Annotated in this window: 19 protein-coding genes; 11 read left to right on the forward strand and 8 right to left on the reverse strand. The window is 71.9% G+C overall.

From position 1 onward, the window contains the following. Window positions 1-38 precede the first annotated feature (38 nt). Entirely contained in the window at window positions 39-1,202 is a 1,164-nt protein-coding gene (locus ABT158_RS40960; RefSeq protein ID WP_352363054.1) for an MFS transporter, read from the reverse strand. A gap of 74 nt (window positions 1,203-1,276) precedes the next feature. On the opposite strand from ABT158_RS40960, the gene ABT158_RS40965 reads away from it, so the two are divergent. Next, complete coding sequence (locus ABT158_RS40965; protein ID WP_352363056.1) at window positions 1,277-2,278, forward strand: ROK family protein; 1,002 nt, start codon at window positions 1,277-1,279, stop codon at window positions 2,276-2,278. Window positions 2,279-2,317: 39 nt separating this feature from the next. Here the strand turns inward: ABT158_RS40965 and ABT158_RS40970 are convergent, their stop codons facing one another. Beyond that, window positions 2,318-3,748 (reverse strand): ATP-binding protein, encoded by a 1,431-nt coding sequence (locus ABT158_RS40970; RefSeq protein WP_352363057.1) that lies wholly within the window; start codon window positions 3,746-3,748, stop codon window positions 2,318-2,320. Next, entirely contained in the window at window positions 3,745-5,394 is a 1,650-nt protein-coding gene (locus ABT158_RS40975) for an NAD(P)/FAD-dependent oxidoreductase (RefSeq protein WP_352319969.1), read from the reverse strand. Before ABT158_RS40975 ends, ABT158_RS40970 begins: the two co-directional genes overlap by 4 nt. Before the next feature lie 84 nt (window positions 5,395-5,478). Here ABT158_RS40975 and ABT158_RS40980 point away from each other — a divergent pair, with 84 nt between their 5' ends. Further along, window positions 5,479-6,051 carry a TetR/AcrR family transcriptional regulator gene (locus ABT158_RS40980; RefSeq protein ID WP_352363059.1) on the forward strand — a complete coding sequence of 191 codons (573 nt, stop codon included), beginning with the start codon at window positions 5,479-5,481 and terminating at the stop codon, window positions 6,049-6,051. Here the strand turns inward: ABT158_RS40980 and ABT158_RS40985 are convergent. Both ABT158_RS40985 and ABT158_RS40990 read right to left on the reverse strand, forming a co-directional pair. After that, entirely contained in the window at window positions 6,041-6,802 is a 762-nt protein-coding gene (locus ABT158_RS40985) for an SDR family oxidoreductase (protein ID WP_352363061.1), read from the reverse strand. The genes ABT158_RS40980 and ABT158_RS40985 overlap by 11 nt on opposite strands. Before the next feature lie 24 nt (window positions 6,803-6,826). Further along, the gene (locus ABT158_RS40990) at window positions 6,827-7,681 is read right to left on the reverse strand and encodes an RNA polymerase sigma-70 factor (protein WP_502911612.1); all 855 of its coding nucleotides are present in this window, start codon (window positions 7,679-7,681) and stop codon (window positions 6,827-6,829) included. 104 nt (window positions 7,682-7,785) lie between these two features. Between ABT158_RS40990 and ABT158_RS40995 the strand changes: the two genes are divergently transcribed. Both ABT158_RS40995 and ABT158_RS41000 read left to right on the forward strand, forming a co-directional pair. Then, window positions 7,786-8,463 (forward strand): ThuA domain-containing protein, encoded by a 678-nt coding sequence (locus tag ABT158_RS40995; RefSeq protein WP_352363065.1) that lies wholly within the window; start codon window positions 7,786-7,788, stop codon window positions 8,461-8,463. Window positions 8,464-8,514: 51 nt separating this feature from the next. Next, window positions 8,515-9,402, forward strand: coding sequence for a hypothetical protein (locus tag ABT158_RS41000; RefSeq protein ID WP_352363067.1), 888 nt, complete (start codon window positions 8,515-8,517; stop codon window positions 9,400-9,402). A gap of 17 nt (window positions 9,403-9,419) precedes the next feature. On the opposite strand, the gene ABT158_RS41005 is transcribed toward ABT158_RS41000, so the two are convergent. Then, complete coding sequence (locus tag ABT158_RS41005) at window positions 9,420-10,049, reverse strand: MerR family transcriptional regulator (RefSeq protein WP_352363069.1); 630 nt, start codon at window positions 10,047-10,049, stop codon at window positions 9,420-9,422. Between the two features lie 15 nt (window positions 10,050-10,064). Then, window positions 10,065-10,913 (reverse strand): LysR family transcriptional regulator, encoded by an 849-nt coding sequence (locus tag ABT158_RS41010; RefSeq protein WP_352363070.1) that lies wholly within the window; start codon window positions 10,911-10,913, stop codon window positions 10,065-10,067. Between the two features lie 256 nt (window positions 10,914-11,169). Between ABT158_RS41010 and ABT158_RS41015 the strand changes: the two genes are divergently transcribed. After that, a complete protein-coding gene (locus ABT158_RS41015) occupies window positions 11,170-12,240 on the forward strand; it encodes a thiolase C-terminal domain-containing protein (protein WP_352363072.1) in 1,071 nt (356 codons plus the stop codon). A gap of 17 nt (window positions 12,241-12,257) precedes the next feature. Here the strand turns inward: ABT158_RS41015 and ABT158_RS41020 are convergent, their stop codons facing one another. After that, on the reverse strand, window positions 12,258-13,208 hold the full coding sequence (locus tag ABT158_RS41020; RefSeq protein ID WP_352363074.1) for an N-acetylglucosamine kinase: 951 nt from the start codon (window positions 13,206-13,208) through the stop codon (window positions 12,258-12,260). Window positions 13,209-13,287: 79 nt separating this feature from the next. On the opposite strand from ABT158_RS41020, the gene ABT158_RS41025 reads away from it, so the two are divergent. From ABT158_RS41025 to ABT158_RS41050, 6 genes are all read left to right on the forward strand, one after another. Further along, complete coding sequence (locus ABT158_RS41025; protein WP_352363076.1) at window positions 13,288-14,157, forward strand: MurR/RpiR family transcriptional regulator; 870 nt, start codon at window positions 13,288-13,290, stop codon at window positions 14,155-14,157. A 1-nt stretch (window position 14,158) separates the two neighbouring features. After that, a complete protein-coding gene (locus ABT158_RS41030; RefSeq protein ID WP_352363078.1) occupies window positions 14,159-14,893 on the forward strand; it encodes a sugar isomerase domain-containing protein in 735 nt (244 codons plus the stop codon). Window positions 14,894-14,910: 17 nt separating this feature from the next. Continuing rightward, a complete protein-coding gene (ngcE, locus tag ABT158_RS41035) occupies window positions 14,911-16,323 on the forward strand; it encodes an N-acetylglucosamine/diacetylchitobiose ABC transporter substrate-binding protein (RefSeq protein ID WP_352363080.1) in 1,413 nt (470 codons plus the stop codon). Further along, window positions 16,323-17,234, forward strand: coding sequence for a carbohydrate ABC transporter permease (locus tag ABT158_RS41040; protein ID WP_352363082.1), 912 nt, complete (start codon window positions 16,323-16,325; stop codon window positions 17,232-17,234). Before ngcE ends, ABT158_RS41040 begins: the two co-directional genes overlap by 1 nt. Further along, window positions 17,235-18,152, forward strand: coding sequence for a carbohydrate ABC transporter permease (locus ABT158_RS41045; RefSeq protein ID WP_352363084.1), 918 nt, complete (start codon window positions 17,235-17,237; stop codon window positions 18,150-18,152). It begins immediately after the preceding gene. Window positions 18,153-18,428: 276 nt separating this feature from the next. Beyond that, window positions 18,429-18,968, forward strand: a complete 540-nt coding sequence (locus tag ABT158_RS41050; protein ID WP_352363086.1) for a GNAT family N-acetyltransferase — start codon at window positions 18,429-18,431, stop codon at window positions 18,966-18,968. Window positions 18,969-19,173: the final 205 nt, after the last annotated feature.

A 19,173-nucleotide genomic window follows, 5' to 3' on the forward strand; every position in this document is an offset into this window, starting at 1 on the left:
CTCTCCGTATGTAAACCAAGCGCTCGCTTGGGAGCGTATCACGCCGGCTGCCGCTCCAGGGCCACCTCCCGGGCCGCCTCGCGCGGCCGCAGCACCGGCGCGAGCAGCGTGAGCGCCACCAGGATCCCCGTGATCAGCGCGAACGCCGCCGGGTACGACACGCCGTCGGCCACCCATCCCGTCACCGCCGGCGCGGTCAGCCCCGACAGGTACGTGATCGTCGCGACCCCGGCGACCCCCTCGCCCGGCGTGGGCCCCGCGTTCCCCGCCGCCGCGAACACCAGCGGCACGATGACCGCGACCCCCAGCCCGACCAGCGCGAACCCGACGATGCCCAGCGCGGGCGTGCGGGCCAGGACCACCAGCACGCCGCCCGCGACCGCGACGATCCCGCCCGTCCTGACCGCCCGCACCGGGCCGGTCAGTCGCACCATGCGGTCGCCCAGCAGCCGGGCGCCGGCCATGCAGAGCATGAAGATCGTGTAACCCGCGGCGGCCACGCCGGGCCCGGCGTCGGCGACGTTGGTGAGGTAGACCGCGGCCCAGTTGGAGCTGGCGCCCTCGGCGAACGTGCCGCAGAAGCCGACCACGCCGATGGCCGCGATGGCCCGCGAGGGCAGGGCGAAGCGGCGCGGCGCGGGCCCGGCGGCGGCCCGCGGCCCGTCGGGCAGCAGCCCGCGCCCGGCGATCCCGCTCGCGACCACCAGGACGGCGGCGACGACCCCCAGGTGCAGGCGGGCGTCGATGCCGGCGTGCGCGGCCAGGGTGCCGAGGCCGCCCGCCGCCAGGCTGCCGACGGCCCACATGCCGTGCAGGCCGGAGATGACCGGCTTGTTCAGGTGCCGTTCGAGCGTGACGCCGTGCGCGTTCATGACGACGTCGCACATCCCCGCCGACGCGCCGTACAGCAGGAAGATGACGAACAGCCAGACGGGGGCGGGGGCGAAGGCGGGCAGGGCCAGGCCGCCGCACCACAGCGCGAGCAGCGCGCGCGTGGTGGCGCGGCTGCCGAACCGGTGGGCCAGGCGACTGGCCAGCGGCATCGCCGCGAAGGCCCCGATCGAGGGGCAGAGCAGCGCGAACCCGAGCATCGCCGCGCTCAGGTGGACGTGCTCCTGGAGCCACGGGATGCGGGTGGCGAAACTGCCGGCGACGGCTCCGTGTGCGGCGAAGACGGCCGCGATGGCGCGATGAGGGCTCATGGCTCCAGAAACTATCAGGCAACCTTCCTGATGAAAAGAGCTATCAGGGAGGCTTCCTGACTATTATGGGCGGCGTGAAGACCGCGACCCCGTCCATGGCCCGTGCGATCAACGACCGGCTCGCCCTCGACCTGCTGCTGGAGCACGGCCCGCTGACCGCTCCGCAGCTTCGTGAGCTGACCGGCCTGTCCCGGCCCACCGTCTCCGACCTGATCGAACGGCTCAAGGGCGGCGGCCTCATCGAGGAGGCCGGCGAGCGCGGCGAGGACCGTCGCGGCCCCAACGCCCGCCTCTACGCGCTGGTCGCCGGCCGGGCCCACGTCGCCGGGGTCGACCTGCGCCGTACGGCGATCAAGGTCACGGTCGCCGACCTCACCGGCCACGTGGTCGGCTCGGCCGTCCGCGAGATCTCCGGCGACCTGGTCGCCCTCGTCGCGGCCACGGTCGCCGAGGCCGCCGGGGGCCGCGCGCTCGACAACGTGGTCATCGGCGCCCCCGGCCTGGTCAAACCCATGGACGGCGAGCTGGCGGTGGCCAACGACGTGCCCGGATGGCGGCCCGGCCTGGTGGGTGCCGTGCGCGAGCGGCTGGGCGTGCCCGTCGTCCTGGAGAACGAGGTGAACCTGGCCGCGGTCGCCGAGCTGCGCACCGGCGCCGCCCAGGGCAGCGACGACTTCGTGCTGCTCTGGCTGGACGACGGCATCGGCGCCGCGGTCGTGCTCGGCGGGCGGGTGCGGCGCGGCGCGTCAGGGGGCGCGGGCGAGGTCGGCTTCCTCGACGTGGAGGGCACGCCGCTGTGCATCCTGCTCCAGAACACGACCCGGCCCGAGGAGCTGGCGCGCCGGGTGGCCAAGGGCGCCTTCGCCTTCGTCACCCTGCTCGACCCCGGCCTGGTGGTGCTCGGCGGGGCCACCGGCCAGGAGGGCGGCGACGAGCTGGCCGAGCAGGTCGCCGTCCGGCTGGGCGAGCTGTCGCCCGCGCCCACCGAGGTCAGGGCCACCCGGGTCGGGGGCAACGCGGTGCTGGAGGGGGCCGTGCTGACGGCCCTCGACACGGCGCGGGACAACGTCTGGTGACCCGCGCCGCGCCGGAAGGCCCGCCTCAGACGGTCCGGCTCACTGGACGGCGGCCGGCTCGCGCAGCGGCAGGCGCACCTCGAACCAGGTCTCGCCCGGCACCGAGCGCACCTTGATCTCGCCACCGTGCCGCCCGGCCACGATGCGGTAGGAGATGTCCAGGCCGAGCCCGGTGCCCTCGCCGACGCTCTTGGTGGTGAAGAACGGCTCGAAGATCCGGTCCTTGATCGCGTCGGGCACGCCGGGGCCGGTGTCGCCGATCTCGACGATCGCCTCGTCCTCGTCGTGGGCCGTGCGGACGGTCAGCGTGCCCTCGTCGCCCATGGCGTCGAGCGCGTTGTGGATGAGGTTCGTCCACACCTGGTTGAGCTCGCCCGCGTAGCAGGGGATGAGCGGCAGCGTGCGGTCGTAGTCGGTGACCACGCTGACGCCCGGCGGGGTCTTGCCGCGGAAGATGGCGATCGTGCTGTCGAGCAGGTCGTGCACGTCGATCATCTGGAACGGCGCCCGGTCCATCTGCGAGTACTGCTTGGCCGAGCGGATCAGCGAGGTGATGCGCTCGGTGGCCTCGGTGACCTCGTTCAGCATCTGCGAGATCTCGACGGCCTCGGCCAGCCAGTGGAGGGCGGCCGGAGTGTGCTCCTCGCCCACCTTGCCGCGGATCTTCTGCAGGTACTCGGCGGTAAAACCGGCGTTGACCAGCGCGGGAGCCAGCTCCCACGCGTCCTCGACGCCGACGTCCTCCAGCGCCTCGCCCAGCACGTCCTCGGCGTCGGAGATCTCCAGCGGGGAGCGCTGCGGCTGGTTGCCCAGGTTGCTCGTGCACGCCTCCTGGGCCTCGATCAGCGTGCGCAGCTTCTCCGGCGGGATGCCGGCCTCGGCGAGCTGGGCGAGCTGGATGCGGGACGCCTTGATCAGCGAGCGCAGCTCGCTCACCGCGCGCACGGCCGCCGCCGCCGGGTTGTTCAGCTCGTGCGTGAGCCCGGCCGTGATCGTGCCGAGCGCGGTCAGCCGCTGCCGCCGGTCGATGATCTCCCGCTGCATGCGCCCGCCCGACATCATGCCGTCGAGCAGGTGCATCGCCATCGGGAACCACTCGGCCACGATGTAGGCGAACTTCTTGGCGGGCAGCAGGAAGATCCGCGAGGGCGCGGTCGCGCGCAGCGTGTGCTGGTAGGTCTCCGGCGCCCGGTCGCCCAGGTACGCCGAGGTCGCGCCGCCGTACACGCCGGGCTGGGAGGCGCGCGGCATGGCGACGGTGCCGGCGCTGACCGTCTCGTTGATCATCTGCACCTCGCCCTCCAGCAGCACGGCGAAGCACTCGGCCGGCTCGCCCTGCCGGACGATGTCCTCGTCCTGGGCGTACGAGCGCACCCGGCCGCTGGCGGCCAGCTTGCCGAGCTGCTCGTCGGTCAGCCGCTCGAACAGGAAGAGCTTGCGCAGTTCGTCGATGTCGACGGTGTCGGTCATTGCTTCTCCAGATAACGATGCACCAGCGCGACGGCCATCGCGCCCTCACCGACGGCGGAGGCAACCCTCTTGATCGACTCGGCCCGCACGTCCCCCGCGGCGAACACGCCCGGCACGTTGGTCTCCAGGTAGTAGGGCTCGCGGCGCAGCGCCCAGTTGCGCGGCCGCCTGCCGCCCTGCACCAGGTCGGGCCCGGTCAGCACGAACCCCTTGGCGTCCCGCTCGATCGTCTCGCCCAGCCACGACGTGTACGGCTCGGCCCCGATGAACACGAACAGGTACTGGGCGTCGACCGTGCGCTCCTCGCCCTTGGTCGACAGCGTGAGCCGTTCGAGGTGGTCGTCACCGGCGCCGGCGACGACCTCGGTCAGGAGGCTGACCTCGATGTTGTCGATCGCGTTGATCTGCTCGATGAGGTAGTGGGACATGGACTTCTCCAAACCATCACTCCTCACCAACAAATGGACCTTGCGCGCAAATCCCGCCAGGTAGACGGCCGCCTGCCCGGCCGAGTTGGCCGCGCCGACGATGTAGACCTCGTTGTCCTTGCACGCCGGCGCCTCGGTCAGCGCGGCGCCGTAGAAGACGCCCCGGCCGACGAACTCGTCCAGGCCGGGCGCCTCCAGCCGCCGGTAGGTGACGCCGGTGGCCAGGATCACCGCGTGGGCGGCGATCTCCCCGCCGTCCTTGAAGCCGATCACCCGGGCCTGGCCGCGCGGCTCCAGATGGGTGACCTTGCGCGCGCTCAGCAGCTCGGCCCCGAACTTCAGCGCCTGCCGGCGCGCCCGGTCGGCGAGCTGCTGCCCGGACACGCCGTCGGGGAAGCCCAGGTAGTTCTCGATCCTGGAGCTCTGGCCCGCCTGGCCGCCCGAGGCGTGCGCCTCGACCAGCACCGTGTTCAGGCCCTCCGACGCGCCGTAGACCGCCGCGCCGAGGCCCGCGGGCCCGCCGCCGACCACGATCAGGTCGTAGAAGTCGGTGGCCGGCGTGGTGGACAGCCCGACCGCGGTGGCCAGCGTGGCCTGGTCGGGGGACTCCAGCGTGGTGCCGTCCTCGGTGACCACCAGCGGCAGGTGACAACCCTCGCCCGCCGCCTTGACGAGCTGCGCGCCCTCGGGGTCCTCGGCCAGCATCCACTGGTAGGGCACGTGGTTGCGGGCCAGGAAGTCCCGCACCTGGTACGAGCGCGCCGACCAGCGGTCGCCCACCACGCGCAGCTCGGGACGCGCCGTGCGGTCGGTCCGCATCCAGGCGTCGAGCTGGCCGTCGATCACCGGGTAGAACTTCTCCTCCGGCGGGTCCCACGGCTTGAGCAGGTAATGGTCGAGGTCGACCACGTTGATCGCCTGGATCGCGGCGTCGGTGTCGGCATAGGCGGTCAGCAGCACCCGGCGCGCGTACGGGTACATGTCCATGGCGGCCTCCAGGAACTGCACGCCGTTCATCTGCGGCATCCGGTAGTCGGCCAGGATCGCCGCCACCTCGTCGCCGCGCAGCCGCATCTCCTTGACCGCCTCGATGCCGTCGTGGGCCGCCTCGGCGCGGACAATCCTGTACTCATGGCCGTACCGGCGCCTGAGGTCACGAGCCACCGCCCGCGACACCCCCGGGTCGTCGTCGACCGTCACGATGACCGGCTTGTCCATTCCCCTACCTTCTCCCCAATGGTCCCTAAGGGAAGGATGTCATGCACGCGTGGGTTGGTGAGCACTCGCTCATATCATGGGCGGATGAGCACCCGTGAGCGCATCCTCGACGCCGCCGAGCAGGCCATTCGGGAGTTCGGCATCTCGGGCGCGACCACGCGGCGCATCGCCCAGGCGGCCGGCTGCTCCGAGGCGCTGCTCTACAAGCACTTCGCCGGCAAGGAGCAGATGTTCCTCGCGGTCCTGCTCGAACGGCTGCCCGCGCTCGCCCCCGCGCTGGCCCGGCTGCGGCTGAGCGCGGGCGAGGGCGACCTGGCCGACAACCTCACCCGCTTCACCCTGGCGGCGCTGGAGTTCTACACCGAGGCCGCCACCATCGCCTCCGGCATGCTGGCCGACCCCTCGCTGCTGGCCCGGTTCAAGCACATGCTGGCCACCACCGGCACCGGCCCCCACCTGCCGATCAGGGCGCTGGCCGAGATCCTCGACGCCGAGCGGGCCGCCGGCCGCGCCGACCCCGGCCTCGACCCCGGCGCGGCGGCCGCCCTGCTGATGGGCGCCTGCTTCCACCGGGCCAACCTGTCCTACTTCGTCGACCCGGCCGACAAGGACGAGGAGTGGGCGGCCGGCGTCGTCGCCGCGTTGCTCAGGCGATGACCCGGCTGGCGCCGCCGTCGACCAGCATCGAGACGCCGTTGACGTACGAGGCCCGCTCGCTGGCCAGGAACGCGATCACGTCCCCCACCTCCTCGGCCTGACCGACCCGCCCGACCGGCACGGCCCGGCCGCGCTCCTCGACCACGTCGTCGCCGCCCGACATGCCGCGCAGCCGTTCGGTGTCGATCGCCCCCGGCAGCACGTTGTTGACCAGCACGCCGTCGCCGCCCACCTCGCGGGCCAGCGTGCGCACGAGCCCGGCGACGGCCGGGCGCATGGCGTTGGACAGCGCCAGCCCGTCGATCGCCTCGCGGACGGACGAGCTGGTGACGGTGACGATCCGGCCCCACCCCCGCGACCGCATCTCCGGCAGCACCGCCTGGATCAGCCGGACGGTGCCGAGCAGGTTGCGCTGCACCGCGACGTCCCAGTCCTTGAGGCCGACCTCGTCGGAGCGGCCGGTGGGCGGGCCGCCCGCGTTGGCCACCAGGATGTCGACCGGGCCGAGCACGTCGCGCGTCTCGTCGGCCACCCGCTGAGCCGCCGCCGGGTCCTCCACGTCGGCCAGCACGGCGTGCACCACGTGGCCGAACTGCTGCAGCTCCACCACCGCGTCCGCGAGCCGTTCCGGGTTGCGCGCGCTGACGCACACGTCGCAGCCCTCGCGCGCGAGGCTCTTGGCGGCGGCCAGGCCGATGCCCGCGCTGCCGCCGGTGACCAGGGCGACCTTGCCCGAGATGCCGAGATCCATAAGCCGACTATAGTGACGGGCCGATCAGTCCGGCCGCACCCGGGTCAGCTTGTCGGGGTTGAGCACGCCGTAAAGCCCCTGGATACGGCCGTCGCGCACGTCGAGGGCGATGAACTGGTCGGACCCGGCCACGTGCGTCCACAGGGCGGGGCGGCCGTTGGCCTCGACGAGGCGCGCCCGGCTGAAGTCGTAGCGGGCCAGCAGGCCGCCGATGAAGCCGCTGACCTTGCGCCGGCCCAGGATCGGCCGCAGGGCGGCCCGGACCTTGCCGCCGCCGTCGTTCCACATGACGACGTCCTCGTGCAGCAGCTCGGTCAGCGCGTCGAGGTCGCCGCCGGCGGCCGCCTCCATGAACTTCGTCAGCAGCCTGGTGTGGTCCTCGTTCGTCGGCGTGAACCGGTCGCGGCCCTGCGAGACCCGGACCGAGGCGCGGTGGTGCATCTGCCGGGCGTTGGCCACCGACGAGCCGACGATCTCGGCGATCTCGTCGTACGGCAGCTCGAACGCCTCCCGCAGCACGAACACCGCCCGCTCCGGCGGCGACAGCTTCTCCATCAGGTGCAGGGTCGCGAAGGAGACGGTGTCGCGCAGCTCGGCCGTGTCCAGCGGCCCGGCCTCGCCCGTCGCGACCGGCTCGGGCAGCCACGGCCCGGTGTACGCCTCCCGCCGCACCCGGGCCGAGCGCAGCTGGTCGAGGGCCAGCCGCGAGACCACGGTCAGCAGGAACGCGCGGGGCTCCCTGATCTGGCTCCGGTCGGTGCCCTCCCACCGCAGCCAGGCCTCCTGCACGACGTCCTCGGCGTCCCACATGCTGCCGAGCAGGCGGTAGGCCAGGCCCAGCAGCATGGGGCGGTATTCCTCGAAGTCCACGTCCGGCATCATGCCCTGCCGCCCGGCCGGGCGGCTCGGTGGGGGCTCGGTGGGGGCTCGGTGGGGCGGCTCTGTGGGTGGCCAAGGCGGGCCGGGCGTGATGGGCTGGGGGCGTGGCGAGAAATCTGATTCTTTCAGGAGGGCTCTTCCACGACTTCGCCGCCACGTCGGCCGCGCTCGCCGACGTGCTGGGCGAGGTGGGCGTCGAGTCCGAGATCACCGAGGACATCGCGGGCGCGCTGAGCGAGCCGCCGGAGGTGCAGCTCATCACGGTCAACGCGCTGCGCTGGCAGATGGGCCAGGACCGCTTCGCCGACCTGCGCGGCGAATGGCGCTTCGCGCTGCCCGCCGAGGCCCGCACCACGCTCCTCGACCACCTCGACCGGGGCGGCGGCCTGCTGTGCATGCACACGGCCGCGGTCTGCTTCGACGACTGGCAGGGCTGGCCGCGGGTGCTCGGCGGCAGCTGGAACTGGCCCAAGTCCCACCACCCGCCGCTGGGCTGGACCGGCGTGCGGGTGCACGGCGCCGCCCACCCCATCGTGGCCGGCCTGCGCGACTTCGACCTGGTCGACGAGGTCTACAGCGACCTCGACGTGCTGCCGGACGTGCGTCCCCTGGCCTCCGTGCACGGCCAGCCGCTGGTGTGGGCGCGTCCGGTGCGCCGCGGCCGGGTGGTCTACGACGCGCTGGGGCACGACACCAGGTCCTACGACAACGAGATCCACCGGAGCCTGCTCCAGCGGGCCGCGTCGTGGCTGCTGAAACGGCCGGTGGACGACACCGGCTGACATGTCCGGTTCGGACAAGACCCGAGCTCGCGCGGCGGGCACGATGGCTCCATGAACGTCAATCTCTCGGCGGTCGCCGGGTTCCTGGCCACGCACGCGCGCGTCCTGGACCGGCGCCGCTTCCACTTGCTCATGGGGGAGACCGGCCCGGCCTCCGTGCTCGGCGCCCTCGACGCCTACCGCAACGCCGACGGCGGCTACGGCTGGGGCCTGGAGCCCGACCTGCGCTCGCCGGAGAGCCAGCCGGGCGCGGCGCTGCACGCCTTCGAGGTGTTCGAGGAGATCGGCCCCGACACCGCGCCGCAGGCCGTCGCGCTGTGCGACTGGCTGGAGTCGGTGACGATGCCCGACGGCGGGCTGCCCTTCGCGCTGCCGCTCACCCTGACCGAGGGCACCGCGCCCTGGTGGGCGGGCGCGGACACGAGCACCTCGTCGTTGCAGATCACGGCGATCTCCGCGGCGGCGGCCCACGGCGTGGCCGCCCACGACCCGGCCGTGGCCGCGCACCCGTGGCTGGAGCGGGCCACCCGCTACTGCCTGGACGCGATCCAGGCGCTGGACGAACGGCCGCACGCCTACGTGCTCTCCTTCGCCGTGCGCTTTCTGGACGCCGTGCACGGGACGCGGCCCGAGGCGGCCGGGCTGCTCAAGCGGCTGGCCGCGCACATCCCCGAGGACGGGCGGGTGCCCGTGGAGGGCGGCACCGCGGAGGAGCGGCTGCACCCCCTCGACTTCGCCCCCTACCCCGGGCGGCCGGCGCGCGAGCTGTTCGCGCCCGAGGTGATCGCCGCCGACCTCGACCGGCTGGCCGGGACGCAGCAGGAGGACGGCGGCTGGGTCGTGGACTACGCGCGGATCTCGCCCGCCGGCGCGCTCGAATGGCGGGGCGCGGCCACCGTGCGGGCCGTCGAGATCCTGCGGCGCAACGGCGTGCTCTGACCGGCCCTGATCGGCTCCTACCGCCGGCGCTGTCCCACCCGGCGGGCCGACTCCGACTCCTGGGCCATGCGGCGCAGCGTGTCGAACGCCTTGCCGTACAGGACGGTGCCCAGCACCAGGGCCTCCACGGCGGCGTCGCGCGGCCCGTCGAAGGGGATGGTGTCCATCTCGACCTCGGTCACCAGCTTCCTGGCGGCCTCGACGTACGGCGCGAGGTCGACGCGCAGGCCGAGCTGGCGCATGCGGACCATCGTCTGCGCCAGCTCGTCGCGGGTGGGGGCGTCCTCGACGACGTTCCAGCCGAGCTCGTCGATCAGCCGGTCGACCTCGGCCCTGGCGGTTCGCCACTCCTCGTCCTGCTCGGGCTCGACGACCGGGCCGAGCGCGTAGTGCGCGATCCCCAGCATGTGGTGGATGGGCAGCGTCTCATCGTCGACGGCGGCGATGACCTGCTTGATGGCGGCCACGGGGAGCCTGCCCACCTCCAGCAGGGCCCGGATCAGGCGCAGCCTGCGCAGGTGGGAGTCGTCGTACTCCGCGCGGGTCGCGGCGGTCTGCTCGCCCTGGTGCAGCATGCCCTCACGCAGGTAGTACTTGATCGTGGGGATGGCGACACCGGATCGGGCGCTCAGTTCTGAGATGCGCATCGATAGATAATAGCGCTATCCAGAGCGGGAGACGTGGCGGGCCGCGCTCACCACCTCGTGGACGTCGGCCTGCCGGTTCCACAGGAAGACCGCCTCCAGCGGCGGCACGTCCTCCTTGATGGGGACGAAGGTGAGCGCGTCGGGCACCGCGCTGCCCTCGTGGACGCACAGGCTGTAGCCGGCCCCCGCGCCCACCATGTCGATCACCAGGTCATGGGTGGCGGCGGCCGGGCCCAGCCGGGGATGCAGCCGATGCCGGACGAACCCCTCCAGGAACCGCCGGGCCCCGGCGACCGCGTCCGACTCGGGCATGATCAGCGGCTCGCCGGCCAGGTCCGCCAGCGACAGCGCCTCCTGCCCGGCCAGGGGGTGGTCGCGGGGGAGCAGCGCGCGGACCGGGAAGCGGTGGACGAGCATCCGGGCCACGCCCCTCGGCAGCGAGCCAGGGGCGTAGCCGAGGCCGGCCTGCAACGTGCCGTCGGCGATGGAGACCAGCTGCTCGGCCGTGCTCATCGGCGCGATCCGCACCGGCACGTGCTGGAGCTGCGCGAGCAGCCGGGCGGCCACGTCGGCCAGCCCGTCGGCCACGCCCAGCCGGGTGGTGCGGCCCTTGCCGCGGGCGGCGGCCACGGCCCGTTCGTAGGCGTCGAGCGCGACCGTGGCCTGGGCCAGGAACGCCTCGCCCGCCTCGGTGAGCCGCACGCCGCTGGACGAACGGCTGAACAGCTCGACGCCTATCTCCTTCTCCAGCGCCCTGAGCTGCTCCGACAGCGTGGGCTGCGCGATGTGCAGCGCGGTCGCGGCGCGGCGGAGGCTGCCGGCGCGCGCGATCGCCATCGCGTATCTGACGTAGCGCAGATCCATCTCTCACCTCGGGGTGATGATGATGGGCTATCGGTTGATCACATCTCCGTATTACAAGACGGGGCAGCCCGCGTGAAGACATCCAGTCACGGCTTGTGCCCTCCCGCTGCTCAGGACCTCGCCCAACCTGGCGGCGACGGCCTTCGGACGGGAGACGCCGCCGTTGTGGCCGCCCGGAAACTCCGCGTGCGGCACCCCGGCGCCGTGGCCGTCCGCTCACCGAGCAAGCGCTTGGCTCGGCGTGTTATCGTGCGGGATGCAGTCCTTCGCCGGGTGCGCGGCCGTGGCCGGGATCGGGATGACCGCGCTGACCAGGCAGTCCGGGCGCACCGAGCTGGAGCTGGCCGCCGAGGCGTGCCGGGCCGCCTGCGCCGACGCCGGGATCGTGCCCGGCGAGGTCGACGGGCTGCTCAGCTACCACATGAACGACTCCGCGCCGGTCGTCCAGGTGGCCCGCGCGTTGGGGATCGAGCGGCTGCGCTGGCACAACGACATCGCCGGCGGCGGGACGCAGGCGGCGTCCGTGCTGGGGGACGCGGCCATGCTGATCCACGCCGGCGTGGCCAGGAACGTCCTGGTCTTCCGGGCGCTCAACGGGCGGTCCGGCACGCGGATGAACACCGCCTCCACCGGCCCCCTGGAACGCCACACCTACGGCCTGGCGGGGCCGATCCCACTGTTCGCCATGGCCGCGACCCGCTACCTGCACGACACCGGGCTCACCGCCGAGCACCTGCACGCCGTCGTCGCCCAGTCCAGGCGCAACGCCGCCGCCAACCCGCGCGCCCTGCGCCGCGAGCCCCTCGATCTGGCCGCCTACCTGGCCAAACCGTACGTCTGCACACCGCTGCGCACCGCCGACTGCTGCCTGGAGACCGACGGCGCGTGCGCGCTGCTGGTGAGCGGCGTCCTGGACGGCCCGCGCATCCGGGCGGTCGTCCGCGGCGGCGGGCCCGGCTGCTCCTCCATGGACCGCTCGCCGGACGTGACGGCCGTCTTCTCCGCGCACGTCGCGCCGCTGTTGTGGGCGGCGTCAGGGATGCGGCCCGCGGACGTCCGGGCGGCGCTGCTCTACGACGCCTACTCCTGGCTGGTGCCCCGGCAACTGGAGGACTTCGGGCTGGTGGCACGGGAGGACCTGGGGGCGTACCTGCTGGAGCGGCGGCACGCGTGGGTGAACCCGCACGGCGGCCTGCTGTCGGAGGGGTACGTGCACGGGCTCAACAACGTGGCCCAGGCGGTGCGGGAACTGCGCGCCGGGCGCGAGACCGCCCTGGTGACCGGGTTCGGCGGCAGCTACGGCAGCGCGGCCCTCCTCACCCGGTGAACGTCAGGGAGTGAACGTCAGGGAGTGAGCGTGAACGCGGCGTGCGAGCCGCGGCCGTCGTCGCCGGGCAGCACGCCGCGGGCCGCCAGCCAGGCCGCCGCGCCCGCCGCGTCGCGCGCCGTGCGCACCCGCTCGCCGGACAGCCGCGCCAGCACGGCCCGGCGCACCGGCCCCTCGCTGGTCAGCACGCTGCCCGCGAGCACGACGTCGCCCGAGACGTGCACCCTGCGCAGGGTGGCCACCAGACGGTCGGCGGCCTCCTCGGCGACCTTGAGCGCCATCGGGTCACCGGCCTCGGCCGCCCGGCTGACCAGGGCGGACAGCGCGGCCAGACGCATGTGGTCGGCCTGCGCGAGCCGGACCAGCCGGTCGGCGACCGCCCGCGGCGACCCCGGACGCTCCTCACCCAGGAAATGCTCGACGACGAGCGCGACCAGGCTGCCCGGCTCGCCCGCCGCGCCCCGGTCGAGGGCGGAGACCACGGCCTTGGCGGCGGCGCGGCCGATCCAGAAGCCCGATCCCTCGTCGCCCAGGAGCCAGCCGAGTCCGTCGGCGATCGTGTCGATGCGGTGGCCCGTGACCCTGGCCGCGACCGCGCCCGTGCCCGACAGCAGCAGCGAGCCGTCGGGCTCGGCGGTGCCGGCCGCGTAGGCCACCGCCACGTCGCGCTCGATCAGCGGGCCCGCCTCGATGCCGTGGCCGGCCCACACCCGGGCCAGCTCGGGGACCAGCGTGTCGACCTGGCCCGCGACCCCGGCCAGCGAGGCCACGACCCGGCCGCCGTCGTGCGACCCCAGCGCCTGCCCGAGCGCGGTGCCGATCGCCGCCACCGCCTTGTCCAGACCGTGTGCCGAGGGGTTGCCGGCGCCCGCCCGCGCGTAGCCGACCCGGGTGCCGTCGAGGGTGTGGACGGACACGCGCGTCGAGGTGGCTCCCGCGTCGACACCGACCACCAGCGATTTGGTCACGGTCGAATTCTGGGGGTTGACGTGACCGGGAAGCAAGAATAATTTTCGCCAGAAGACCGAGTATTCGGAAGGAATATTCGTGACTTCAGGAGCCCTCGGGCGCGTCGAAACGGAACTGCCCGGTCTGCCGGAGGCGTTGCGCCGGGTCGGCGAGGTGATACTCGGCGACCCCGCCGAGGCCGCGCGGTCGACCATCATCGCGCTGGCCGAGCGGGCGGGCAGCTCGCCCGCCACCGTGACCAGGTTCTGCCGGGCGTTCGGCTTCTCCGGCTACGCCGAGCTGCGGGTCGCCCTCGCCACGGAGACCGGCAGGGCCGCGCAGGCCGGCTGGGGCGCGGGCGTCGGGCACGAGATCGGTCCCGACGACCCGCTCGACTCGGCCATCGAGGTGATGGCCGCCGCCGACGCCAGGCTCATCCAGGACACCGCCGCCCAACTCGACCTCGCGGTGGTCGCCCAGGTCGCCGACGCCGTCGTCAGGGCCCGCCGGGTGCTGCTGATCGGCGTCTCCACCAGCGGGAACGTCGCCACCATGCTCGAAGGCAGGCTGCGCCGCATCGGCATCCCGTGCTGGAGCGCCGGCGACGCGCACGTGGCGCTGTCGGAGGCGGCGCTGCTCGGCGCGGACGACGTCGCCATCGGCATCAGCCACCGGGGCCGCACCCGCGAGGTCATGGAGGCGCTGGCCGAGGCGGGCAGCCACGGCGCGACCACGGTCGCCGTCACCTCCTTCGCCCGCTCGCCGCTGGCCGAGCTGGCCGGCCTGGTGCTGACGACGGCCAGCAGGGAGACCACGTTCCGGTTGGGCGGGCTGGCGGCCGTGCACTCGCAGATCTTCGTGCTCGACGCCGTCTACGTGGCGGTCGCGCAGCGCACGTACGAGCGCACCAACGAGGCGTTCGAGCTGACGATCAGCGCGGTGGAGAGCCACCGCGTGGAGAGAGGCTGACATGCGGTACGCGTCCAAGGCCCTCGCCCTCGCCGGACAGGTCGCCGAGAGCCAGGCGGAGCCGGTGCGCCGGGCCGCCGCCCTGATCGTCGCCGCGCTGCGCGCCGGCGGGGTGGTCAACGCGTTCGGGTCGGGGCACTCCGAGGCCATCGCCATGGAGATCGCCGGACGGGCCGGCGGCCTGGTGCCCAGCAACCGCCTCTCCCCGCGCGACCTCGTCCTGTACGGCGGCCGGCCGCCGAGCGTGCTCACCCCGGAGCTGGAACGCGACCCGGCCGTCGCGCACGAGATCTACGACCTGGCCCCCGTCGCGCCGCAGGACGTGTTCGTCCTGGTCTCCAGCTCCGGCGTGAACGGCACGGTCGTGGAGCTGGCCACGCTGGTCAAGGAGCGCGGCCACCCGCTCGTCGCGATCACCTCGGTCGCGCACAGCACGCGCATGACCTCGCGCCATCCCTCGGGCGGCAAGCTGATGGACCTGGCCGACGTCGTGCTCGACAACGGCTCCCCGTACGGGGACGCCGTCCTCGACCTGCCGGACGGCGGCACGTACGGCGCGGTCTCCACGATCACCTCGGCGCTGCTGGCGCAGATGGTGGTCACCGAGGCGGTGGAGGAGCTCGTCGCCCTGGGCGAGCGGCCCCCCGTCTACCTGTCGGTCAACGTGACCGGCGGCGACGAGCACAACAAGGCCCTGGAAAGCCGGTACGCAGGGCGCATACGACGAGGATCATGAAAATCTAGGAGCCATCCATGCCTGACACCCCCCATATCAGCCGTCGTGAACTCCTGCGCGGCGCGGCTCTCGTCCCCGTCGCCGGGGCGCTGGCCGCCTGTGCCACCCCCGCCGCCAAGCCCACCGCCACCGCCTCGTCGGCCCCGGTGGCGACCAGCGCGGCCAACCCGTTCGGCGTCGCGGACGGCAAGCCGCTGGAGGTGTGGATCTTCGACGGCGGCTTCGGCCAGGACTACGCCAAGACCATCCACGAGCCCCTGTTCAAGACGAAGTACCCGAAGAGCGAGATCAAGCACAACGCCACCAAGGAGATCACCAAGGTCCTCCAGCCGCGGTTCGCCGGCGGCAACCCACCGGAGGTGATCGACAACTCCGGCGCCAACTTCATGGACTTCGGCGCCCTGTCCCAGGACGGCCAGCTCCAGGACCTCACCGCCCTGCTCGACGCGCCGAGCTGGGACGACCCCGCCGTCAAGGTCAGGGACACCATCGACCAGTCGGTCATCGACATCGGCACCTACGACGGCAAGTTCAGCGTGCTGGGTTACGTGAACTACATCCACGGCATCTGGTACTCACAGAAGGTGTTCAGGGACAACGGCTGGGAGATCCCCAAGACCTGGGACGAGTTCGTCAAGCTCTGCGAGACGATCAAGAAGTCCGGCAAGATGGCGCCCTTCACGTACGCGGGCAAGTTCCCCCAGTACCTCTACGAGCCGCTGCTGACCATGGCCGCCAAGATCGGCGGCAACGAGGTGCTGGTCAACATCGACAACCTGGAGGACGGCGCCTGGACCACCGAGGCCATGAAGACCGCCGCCACGGCCTGGGCCGAGGTGGGCGCCAAGTACCTCATGGAGGGCACGACCGGCCTCGACCACGTGCAGACCCAGACGGCCCAGAACAAGTACAAGGTGGCCATGCTGCCGTCCGGGTCGTGGCTGGAGAACGAGCAGAAGAGCACCACCCCGCCCGACTTCGAGTACGGCATGTTCCCCATCCCCGACGTCACCGGCTCCGACAAGATGCCGTACGGCACCCTGCACACCCAGCCCGGCGAGAACTTCATGGTCTCGGCCAGGAGCGCCAACCCGCAGGGCGGCATCGAGTACCTGCGCGGCATGTTGTCGAAGAAGGCGGCCGGCGACTTCAGCGAGATGGTCAAGACGGTGACCGCGGTCAAGGGCGCGACCGAGGGCCGTACGATCTCGCCCGGCGTCACCAGCGCCTCCAAGGCCGTCGCCGACGCGGGCGCCAACACCGTCTACTACCGCTGGTACACCTGGTACGGCCAGCTCAAGGACGAGGGCATCGCCGCCACCGGCGAGCTGATGTCCGGCGGCCTGACGCCGGAGAAGTACCTGGAGCGCATGCAGAAGAAGGCCGACGAGATCAAGAACGACTCCTCGATCAAGAAGTACAAGCGCTGATGTTGTTCAACAGGTATCGCCGCGGGCTGTTCATCACCGCGTTCCTGGCAGCCCCGGTGATCCTCTACCTCGCCTACGTCATCTCGCCGCTGATCCAGGCGTTCCGCATCGCGATGACCGACTGGCGCGGCGTGACGGCCACACCGGACTTCATCGGGCTGGACAACTTCGCCCGGCTGTTCAAGGACGGCGTCTTCTGGAAGGCCGTCAGCCACAACGCCATGCTGCTCGTGCTGCTGCCGCTGCTCACGATCGTCATCGCGCTGTTCTTCGCCTTCCTGCTCAACGTGGGCGGGCGCAAGGGCTCCTCGGGCATCGCGGGCTCGAAGTTCTACCGGGTGGTGTTCTTCTTCCCGCAGGTCCTGGCCGTGGCCGTGGTGGGCGTGCTGTTCCAGCAGGTGTTCCGGCCCGACGGCAGCGGCATGCTGAACGGGCCGCTGATCGCGCTCGGCGCCAAGCCGGTCGGCTTCCTGTCCGACCCCGGCGTGGCCTTCTGGTCGGTGCTCGGCGTGCTGGTCTGGCAGGCGGTCGGCTTCTACGTCGTGCTGTTCTCGGCCGGGCTGGCCTCCATCCCGCGCGACATGTTCGAGGCGGCGCAGATCGACGGCGCGGGCCGGTTCAGCCTGTTCTTCCGCATCACGCTGCCGCTGCTGTGGGACACGATCCAGGTGGCCTGGGTCTACCTCGGGATCCTGGCGCTCGACGCGTTCGCGATCGTGTGGGTGATGACCGACCAGCACGGCGGCCCCGACTGGTCGACCACCGTCATGGCCGCCGAGATCTACCGCAACGCCTTCCAGTACTTCCGCTTCGGCTACGCCTCGGCCCTCGGCGTCATGATGTTCTTCTTCACCGTCGGCTTCGCCATCCTCTCGCTGCGCCTGTCACGCCGCGAACGAATCGAGTACTAGATGACAACGACGACCACGTGGACGGTGGCGAACTCCCGCAAACTGGCCCGCCAGGAGCGCCGGCGGCGGCTCGGGCCGATGGCCGTGCTCTCCCACGTCGCGCTCCTGGTGTGGACGGTGCTCGTCGTGGTGCCGATCCTGTGGACCTTCCTGGCCTCGGTGAAGAGCGAGGACGAGATCTTCGGCGAGGCGTGGGGGCTGCCGGCCAAGCTCAACTGGGACAACTTCGCCCGCGCCTGGGAACAGGCGCACATCGGGCAGTACATGCTCAACAGCGTCATCGTCGTCACCTTCAGCGTGGCCGGCACCATGCTGCTCGGCTCGATGGCCGCGTACGTGCTGGCCCGGTACCCCTTCCGCGCCAACCGGCCGATCTACTTCCTGTTCGTGTCCGGGCTGGCCTTCCCGGTGTACCTGAAGCTGACGCCGCTGTTCTTCGTCGTGCAGAACATGGGGGCGGTGCCGCTGGTGGGGCCGTACATCGGGTTGAACACGCATGCGGGGCTGGTGCTGGTCTACATCGCGTACTCGATGCCGTTCACGGTGTTCTTCCTGACCGCGTTCTTCCGTACGCTGCCCACGGCGGTGGGGGAGGCGGCCATGGTGGACGGCGCCTCGCACACCCGCGTGTTCTTCCAGATCATGTTGCCGATGGCCAGGCCGGGCATCATCAGCATCACGATCTTCAACGTGCTCGGGCAGTGGAACCAGTACCAGCTGCCGCTGGTGTTGCTCCAGGACCGGGACAAATGGGTGCTCACGCAGGGGATCGCCGACATCTCCACGTCGGCGGGGTACGACCAGGACTGGTCGGCGCTGTTCGCCGCGCTGACGCTGGCGATCCTGCCGATGCTGGTGGTCTACACGGTGTTCCAGCGCCAGATCCAGTCCGGGCTGACCTCGGGAGCCCTCAAATGAACAGCTTCACCTAAGGGGCTTCGCCTCTGGGCTCAGTGGGCTTCGCCGAGGGGCGCTTCGCGCCTGGAGACTCAGGCGGTCTTCCTCGGGGCGCCTGGCGGCGCAACCCCCGCGCCTGGCGGCGCCATGGCCCCCCGCCGGCGCCAGTGCTCTGACCGCGTGCGTTCGCCGGATCGGTGGTCGCTTCGCCGGCCCTTGGAGCAGCCTGTGTTTCTGGGAGGCGGTGTCACAAGAAATCGATTGCCTGGGGGCCAAGGCTCATGTTGGCTGGCCGGCATGGCTGAACTGCGTACCGAGCGCCTCATCCTGCGCCGATGGCGTGACTCCGACCTTGAACCGTGGGCGGCCATGAACGCCGATCCCGAGGTCCGGGAGCACTTGGGCGACCTGCTTACCCGCGAACAGAGCGACGCCTCCGTGTCGCTCTTTCAGGCCGAGTTCGACCAGCGAGGCTACGGGTGGTGGGCGGTCGAGGTGGAGGCCACGGGCGAGTTCATCGGCTTCGCGGGCTTGGACGAAGTGGACGACCACATGCCGTTCACAGGAGTGGAGATCGGCTGGCGGCTCGCCCGCTCGGCCTGGGGCCAGGGCTACGCCACCGAGGCTGCGCTGACAGTCCTGGCCCACGGCTTCGACGTTCTTGAGCTTCCTGAGATCCTCGCTGTCACAACGGCCACCAACCTTCGTTCCCAGGCGGTGATGCGCCGGATCGGCATGACCCGGGACCCGGCCGACGACTTCGACGACCCCACCGAGCCCGAAGGGCCACTGCGTCCGAACGTGCTGTACCGCATCGCCCGTAGTGCGATCATCTGACGTTCTCCACCAGGGGCGTTTGATCAGACTGCGGTGGGCGTCACCGCACATCGAACCGCTACCACGGCGAACCTGTGCGGTCAGAGCACCAGGTCGTCGGACTGGTCGGCTGGGATTCCGGCCAGGAGTCGCGTCCAAGGGCAGTGGCTCTTGAAACCGGATGCCAGATGTCTCCGGGCGGCGGTGCCATCTCGCTGGTCGCGCC

The organism is Nonomuraea sp. NPDC001636 (assembly GCF_040298265.1).
Classification (GTDB): domain Bacteria; phylum Actinomycetota; class Actinomycetes; order Streptosporangiales; family Streptosporangiaceae; genus Nonomuraea.